The organism is Lysobacter zhanggongensis, assembly GCF_046638635.1.
GTDB classification, from domain to species: Bacteria; Pseudomonadota; Gammaproteobacteria; order Xanthomonadales; family Xanthomonadaceae; genus Novilysobacter; species Novilysobacter luteus.
In genome coordinates this window covers 1-6,497 of sequence record NZ_JBJXHK010000100.1, presented here as the reverse complement: position 1 = coordinate 6,497, position 6,497 = coordinate 1, and the positions used below count along the sequence as shown (strand labels likewise).

At 70.1% G+C, this 6,497-nt stretch carries 7 protein-coding genes; 3 read left to right on the top strand and 4 right to left on the bottom strand.

The features are described from left to right. Positions 1 to 176 precede the first annotated feature (176 nt). The 4 genes from ACKVMH_RS12055 to ACKVMH_RS12040 form a co-directional block, all read right to left on the bottom strand. Positions 177 to 956, bottom strand: a complete 780-nt coding sequence (locus tag ACKVMH_RS12055) for a 2OG-Fe dioxygenase family protein (protein WP_412700475.1) — start codon at positions 954 to 956, stop codon at positions 177 to 179. Then, positions 943 to 1,338, bottom strand: a complete 396-nt coding sequence (locus ACKVMH_RS12050) for an MAPEG family protein (RefSeq protein WP_215218946.1) — start codon at positions 1,336 to 1,338, stop codon at positions 943 to 945. The genes ACKVMH_RS12055 and ACKVMH_RS12050 overlap by 14 nt, the downstream gene beginning before the upstream one ends. A gap of 90 nt (positions 1,339 to 1,428) precedes the next feature. Then, a complete protein-coding gene (locus ACKVMH_RS12045; protein ID WP_412700474.1) occupies positions 1,429 to 3,171 on the bottom strand; it encodes a M28 family metallopeptidase in 1,743 nt (580 codons plus the stop codon). Positions 3,172 to 3,269: 98 nt separating this feature from the next. Further along, on the bottom strand, positions 3,270 to 3,950 hold the full coding sequence (locus tag ACKVMH_RS12040; RefSeq protein WP_412700473.1) for a DUF4097 family beta strand repeat-containing protein: 681 nt from the start codon (positions 3,948 to 3,950) through the stop codon (positions 3,270 to 3,272). Between ACKVMH_RS12040 and gpmI the strand changes: the two genes are divergently transcribed. From gpmI to ACKVMH_RS12025, 3 genes are all read left to right on the top strand, one after another. Beyond that, the gene (gene gpmI / locus ACKVMH_RS12035; RefSeq protein WP_459167114.1) at positions 3,841 to 5,529 is read left to right on the top strand and encodes a 2,3-bisphosphoglycerate-independent phosphoglycerate mutase; all 1,689 of its coding nucleotides are present in this window, start codon (positions 3,841 to 3,843) and stop codon (positions 5,527 to 5,529) included. The genes ACKVMH_RS12040 and gpmI overlap by 110 nt on opposite strands. Beyond that, the gene (locus tag ACKVMH_RS12030) at positions 5,439 to 5,732 is read left to right on the top strand and encodes a hypothetical protein (protein ID WP_412700471.1); all 294 of its coding nucleotides are present in this window, start codon (positions 5,439 to 5,441) and stop codon (positions 5,730 to 5,732) included. Before gpmI ends, ACKVMH_RS12030 begins: the two co-directional genes overlap by 91 nt. Further along, the coding region (locus ACKVMH_RS12025; RefSeq protein ID WP_412700470.1) for a murein hydrolase activator EnvC family protein at positions 5,732 to 6,497 on the top strand (766 nt) is incomplete at its 3' end. The genes ACKVMH_RS12030 and ACKVMH_RS12025, both read left to right, overlap by 1 nt.

Sequence of the window (6,497 nt, the reverse complement as noted above, 5' to 3'; positions counted from 1 at the left end):
GTGAAACGCACATGCGCCGATGGTAGTGTGGCCTTGCCATGCGAGAGTAGGTCATCGCTGAGCATTTACACCGAAGGCCGGTCCCCAAAAGGGACCGGCCTTCTTCTTCTCGAAGTTCGGGACGCTGGGGTAGTGGCCGAGGACAACCCGGCGACTCCTGCGAGCGTTTGCGGACCTCAGGTCCCGCGGCAGTACGTCAGGACCAGCACGTCACGATGCGCGAGCCTGGACGGGTCACGCGGCGTGACGGCCGTGACGCCATGGAACACCCGGTTGTCATCCACCAGCGCAATGTCGCGCGGCCGGGTGAGGGTGAAGCTGCCAAGCTCGGCGCCGTCCGGCGCGTGGATCGAGGTGGTCCCACGTTCAATGTTTCGGCGGTCGACCAGCACGACGAGCACATAGTCCACGCCGTCGCGGTGCATGCCTTCCGGAGTCGGCTCGCCCGCGTGATCCGGTTTGGCCTCGATGCGGAACTGGTGGGCCTCGACGCGCCAGTGCCCCGCCGCCGCGGCGCTGTCCAGTCGTGCGAACACTTGCCGCCCGAAAGTCAGCAGGGCCTGGAAGGCGCGCGTGCCAACTGCGGTGTCCGTCATCGGCGTGAACCAGCGGGCCAACCCGCCCTGCAGCGGATTGTGCGCGAGCGTCTGGAAGTGCGGCTGGTCCGGGAGTCGATGGGGCGCCGCGGAAGAATCCAGCGCCGCCCCGAGGTCGAACACCGCATGGCGCCGCCGGCGGTAGCGGCCGGTGGCCGCCAGGTACTGGTCCGGATCGAGGTGATCCCAGCTTTCAGCGAAAACGTCCCAGTCGTCCAGCCCGCCGACCGCCCCGAGTATCGCGTCGACCGCCGCGCCTTCGGCAAAGGCGAACCCGTCACGCCGCACTTGCGCTGCGAGCGCGTCAACGGATTCGCAATCGGGCACCGCCGTCGCGTCGTCCGGGCTATCGGATCGCAAGTGCCGCCATCACCAGCAGCGCGACCACGCAGCCGATGCCGACCGCCCAGATCAGGCTGCGAAGCGTTGCGCGGTTGGCGAGATAGGCCACGCCATGCAGCACCCGCGCGATGACGAAGATGACCGCCAGCAACGCGATCGTCGATTCCGCAACGCCTGCCAGCTGGGCCAGCACGACGCCGGCGGCAAACGGAGCGAACGCCTCGAACGCGTTGAGCTGCGCGGCGTTGGCGCGGACGGTGCGGGGATTGTCCTGGCGGGAGATCCAGCCGCGCGGGTCACGGTTGTCGAACCGTGCGCCGCCGCTCTTGGCGATGACGGTCCACACGTACGGGAGCAGCGCGGCAATCACCACGCACCAGTAGGCAGTCGCTATCGTCATTGCAGGGGATCCGGTGCTGAGTGGCGACAGCCTAGCCGAAAACGCCGACGGCGCCCGCAGGCGCCGTCGGGTGGTCCAGAAGTCGATCGCTCAGCCGCCGCTGGCCGGCTCCTTGCCATCCATCATCTCCTCGCGCGCCGCGCGGAAGGCGTTGCCCTCGTACCAGTTGGGCCAGGCGCCGCCACCGGCGAGGACGCGGCCGACGCCGTACAGCGCCTCCAGGTCCTGCACCACGCCGTCCATGTCCCAGCCTGCGTCGAACTCGTCCGCGGGCTTGTGGTAACGGTTGTCGCGGTAATCCAGATGGGCCTGCTTGCCGGCGTCGCTGCCGCCTTCGACCAGTTCGTCGCCGCCCTTGGCATACAGCGCGGGGACGCCGGCTTTGGCGAAATTGAAGTGATCGGAGCGGAAGTAGAACCCGCTTTCCGGCGTGGCCTCGGCGCGAAGTTCGCGGTCCTGTTCGCCTGCGAGCTCGCCGAGCACGTCCTCCAGCTCGGAGTTGCCCAGGCCGACGACGGTGATGTCGCGGGTCTTGCCGATCACCGGCATCGCATCGAGGTTGATTGCGGCGACCGTCTGGTCGAGCGGAACGCTCGGGTGGGCGACGTAGTACTTGGAGCCCAGCAGGCCTGATTCCTCCAGCGTGACCGCCAGGAACAGCACCGAGCGCTCGGGCGCCGGTTCCTGCGCGACGAACGCCTCGGCAATCTCGAGGATGCCGGCGATCCCGGTCGCGTTGTCGATCGCGCCGTTGTAGATGCTGTCGGCATCCGCGCCGGCCTCGCCCTCGTGGCCGTGGTCCCCCAGGTGGTCCCAATGACCCATGTAGATGACGGCCTCGTCCGGGCGGGTGGTGCCGGGCAGCTTGGCGATTACGTTCTGGGAGGACTTCTCCGAACTGGTGCTGGCGAGCTCAAGCGACATCGTCGCGTCCAGCTCGACGGCCTCGAAGCCCTTGCGGTTGGCTGCCTTGTACAGCGCGTCGAGGTCCTGGCCACTGCCCGCCATCAACTCGCGTGCCACCTCGCCGGTGATCCAGCCCTGCGCCGGCAGGCGCGGTTCGGGGTCGTCCTTGGCCGGCAGGTCGAACTGCGGTCCGGTCCAGGAATTCTTGACCACGTCCCATCCGTAGGACGCGCCCTCGGTGTCGTGGATGATCAGCGCGGCGGCGGCGCCCTGGCGGGCGGCCTCCTCGTACTTGTAGGTCCAGCGGCCGTAGTAGGTCATCCGCTTGCCTTCGAACAGCCCGGCATCCTGCGTATGGAAGCCCGGGTCGTTGATCAGCATCACGACCGTCTTGCCCTTGACGTCGACGCCTTCGTAATCGTTCCAGCCCAGCTCGGGCGCGTTGACGCCGTAACCGACGAACACCAGCGGGCTGTCATCGAGGTCGATCTGCGCCTGGCCGGTGCGGGTGCCGATCACCATCTCGTCGCCGAAATCGAGCTCGCGCGGCTGGCCGTCGATGGCGAGTGTCATCCGGGTGCCGGCCGGGTCGGCGGTGGTTTCCACCATCGGCACCGTCTGCAGGAAGCTGTCGCCATTGCCGGGTTGCAGGCCGAGGCGCTGGAACTGCTGGACCAGGTAGGCGACGGTCTTCTCCTCGCCGACGCTGCCCGGCGCGCGCCCGGCGAACTCGTCGGAGGCGAGCCGTTCGACGTGGGCGGCAAAGTCGCCGGCGTTGATCGACGGCTCGAACTCAGCGGCCGGTCGGGTCGGGGTCGCGGTGGTGTCGGCGGTCTCCGCCGTCGGTTCGGCCGGCCGGTCGCAGGCAGCCAGTACAAGTGCGGCGGCCACCAGCGAGGTGGCGGGCAGGAGCGGGATGCGGGACATGGCGCCTCCGGGGTTGCGGAACGCCCGATGCTAGCAGCGTTGTCCCGTGGGCGCCGGTGCCCGCCGGCGAGCCGGCAGGCACCGCAAAACCGACCTCGTCAGTCGCCGGCGGGCGCGCGTGCGCCGCTGTAGCGGACCGCGGTCGCACCGGTCACCGGTCCGATCGAGGCGGTCTCGTGGACATACAGGGAGACCGAGTGCTCGAACACCAGCGGCCCGTCGACCCGGGCATCCGGACCGATGACCACGCGCGGGTCGCGCCGCTTGAACGAGATCAACTGCGTGCCCGGCTTCTCGTAGTGGATGCCGCCGCGCACGTGCGAACCGATGCCGACCGTGAGGTCGCCGTTGACGGTCGCGATGCCGCCGGCCACGTCGGTGTCGACCAGGCCGATGGCCCCGTTGACGGTCTCGATGTCGCCGCCCACGTTGCCGCCGCGGTCGATGAAGATGCTGCCGTTGACGGTTTCGACGTCGTCGCCGATCGTCACCTGGCTGCCGACCTTGATGCTCCCGTTGACCGTCGCCAGGCCGCCTACGCCCGCCCCGTCGTAGACCTTGATGCTGCCGTTGACGGTCTCCGCGTCACCAGCGGTGGCGTTCTCGCCCACCCTGATGCTGCCGTTGACGGTGTCGAGATCGCCGGCCTTCTGCCCGTCCTCCACGTGGATGCTGCCATTGATCTTGCTGTGGTCCTGGCCAAACGCCGGGGACGACACCGCGAACACGGCGGCGAGGGCGAGTGGAAGAAGCGCGGAGGCGGTGGGGCGTAGGCTCATGTCGGGGGTCCATTGGTGGCGGGTCATGCCGGTTGGGATGCACCGCGGCCGGCGGCGGTTTAACGCAGGGGTCCTTGATATCCCGCTTCGCTACAATCCGCACCTGCCCGAAGTCACTGGAACCAACGACGTGCCCGAGCCCGCCGCGCCCGCCATCCGCCCCGTCGTACTCCTGATCCTGGATGGCTGGGGGCACCGCGAGGACCCGGCCGACAACGCGCTCGCGCAGGCCCACCTGCCGCACTGGGATGCCCTGGTCGGCTCGGTCCCCCACACCCTGATCCACACCGAGGGCCGCCACGTCGGCCTGCCGGACGGCCAGATGGGCAACTCCGAAGTCGGCCACATGAACCTGGGTGCCGGCCGGATCGTCTACCAGGACCTGACCCGGATCGACGCGGCGATCGAGGACGGCAGCTTTTTCGCCAACGAAGAGCTGCGCACCGCCTGCGCCGCGGTGAGCGACACCGGCGGCACGCTGCACCTGCTGGGCCTGCTGTCGCCCGGCGGCGTGCACAGCCACGAGGACCACATCCTGGCGATGATCGAGATGGCGCGTCGCGAGAAGGTGGCCGACGTCGCCGTGCATGCCTTCCTCGATGGCCGCGACATGCCTCCGCGTTCGGCTGCGCCCAGCCTGGCCAAGCTCCACGCCGCCTGCGCCGCGGCCGGCAACGCGCGCGTCGCCAGCGTCAGCGGCCGCTACTTCGCGATGGACCGGGACCGGCGCTGGGACCGGCTGCGCCAAGCCTGGGATGCCATCGTCGAAGGCCAGGCCGCGCACCGCGCCAACGACGCTGCCCACGCGCTGGATTCCGCCTATGCGCGTGGCGAGAACGACGAGTTCGTGCTGCCGACGGTGGTCGGCACGCCGGTGCCGATGCGCGATGGCGACGCGGCCGTGTTCATGAACTTCCGCGCCGACCGTGCACGCCAGCTGGCGGCGGCGTTCGTGGCGCCCGGGTTCGACGGCTTCCCGGCGCGCCGGCCGGCACTGGTGCGTTTCACTTGCCTGACCGAGTACGACGCCAGCCTGCCGGCGCCGGTCGCGTTCGGGCCCGAGGACCTGCGCAACACGCTGGGCGAGGTGCTCGCCGACCACGGCCTGCGCCAGCTGCGCATCGCCGAAACCGAGAAGTACGCGCACGTCACCTTCTTCTTCAGCGGCGGGCGCGAGGACGAGTATCCCGGCGAGACACGCATCCTGGTGCCGAGCCCGCAGGTCGCCACCTACGACCTGCAACCGGAGATGAGCTGCCCGGAGGTCACCGAGAAGCTCACGGCGGCGATCCGCTCCGGCGCGATCGACGTGGCGATCTGCAACATCGCCAACCCCGACATGGTGGGCCACAGCGGCAGCCTGGAGGCAGCGATCAAGGCGGTCGAGGCGGTGGACGTCGCGATCGGCGCGGTGGTTGCCGCGGTGCGCGACACCGGCGGCGCGCTGCTGGTCACGGCCGACCACGGCAATGTCGAGATGATGCGCNGGTGGACGTCGCGATCGGCGCGGTGGTTGCCGCGGTGCGCGACACCGGCGGCGCGCTGCTGGTCACGGCCGACCACGGCAATGTCGAGATGATGCGCGACGCGCAGACCGGACAACCGCATACCTCGCACACCGTCGGGCCGGTGCCGCTGGCCTACCTCGGGCCGCGGCCGGCGACGCTGCGCAGTGGCGGCGCCCTGCGCGACGTCGCGCCGACGCTGCTCGACCTGCTGGGCGTGCCGGTGCCTGCCGAGATGACCGGCCAGTCGCTGCTGCTGGACAGGCCCGCAGGCTGATGCGGCACGGCGTCGCCCGGCTGCTCCTGTCGATCGCGCTCGCCGCGGTTGCCGCCGGGAGTGCCTCGGCGCAGAGCAGCCGCGAGGCCGAGCGCAAGCTCGAGTCGGTCCGCAAGGAGCTCAAGTCGGTCGCCAGCGAGCGGCGTGAGATCGAGTCGCAACGTGGCGCCGCTACTCGCGAGCTGCGCAGGGCCGACGAACAGGTCGCCCGCACCGGCCGCGCACTCGCCGCGGTGGAGGCCGAACTGGCCGCCAGCGAGGCGGAACTGGCGAAACTCCAACAGCAACGCAGCGAACTCGAAGACACCCTCGGCGGGCGACGCGAGGAACTCGCGCGATTGCTGCGCGCGGCCTATGCGCAGGGCGACGCGGCACCGTTGAAGCTGCTGCTCGCCCAGGACCGGGTCGCCGATGCCAACAGACTGCTCGCCTACCACCGCTACGTGCAGCGCGACCGCGCCGCGCGCATCGCGGAGCTGACCGGCGCACTGGCCGAGCTGGATGCCGTGCAGGCACGCATCGACACCCGCCGTGCCGAGCTGGAGGCCGCCCGCGTGCGCCAGCAGCAACAGCTCGCGCAACTGGAAAAGGACCGCAAGGCCCGTCGCGAGGTCGTGGCCCGGCTGGACCGGAGCTTCGAAGACCGCCGCAGCCGCGAGAAGGCGCTGGGTCGCGATGCCAAGGGGCTGGAGCAACTGCTGGAGAAGCTGCGCGCGGCGGCGGCGCGGGCCGAGGCCCAGCGTCGCGCGGCGGCAGCGGCCAAGG

Coding starts and splice junctions, on each gene's coding strand:
- ACKVMH_RS12050 (WP_215218946.1), bottom strand. CDS start 1,338: ATGACGATAGCGACTGCCTACTGGTGCGTGGTGATTGCCGCGCTGCTC.
- ACKVMH_RS12045 (WP_412700474.1), bottom strand. CDS start 3,171: ATGTCCCGCATCCCGCTCCTGCCCGCCACCTCGCTGGTGGCCGCCGCA.
- ACKVMH_RS12040 (WP_412700473.1), bottom strand. CDS start 3,950: ATGAGCCTACGCCCCACCGCCTCCGCGCTTCTTCCACTCGCCCTCGCC.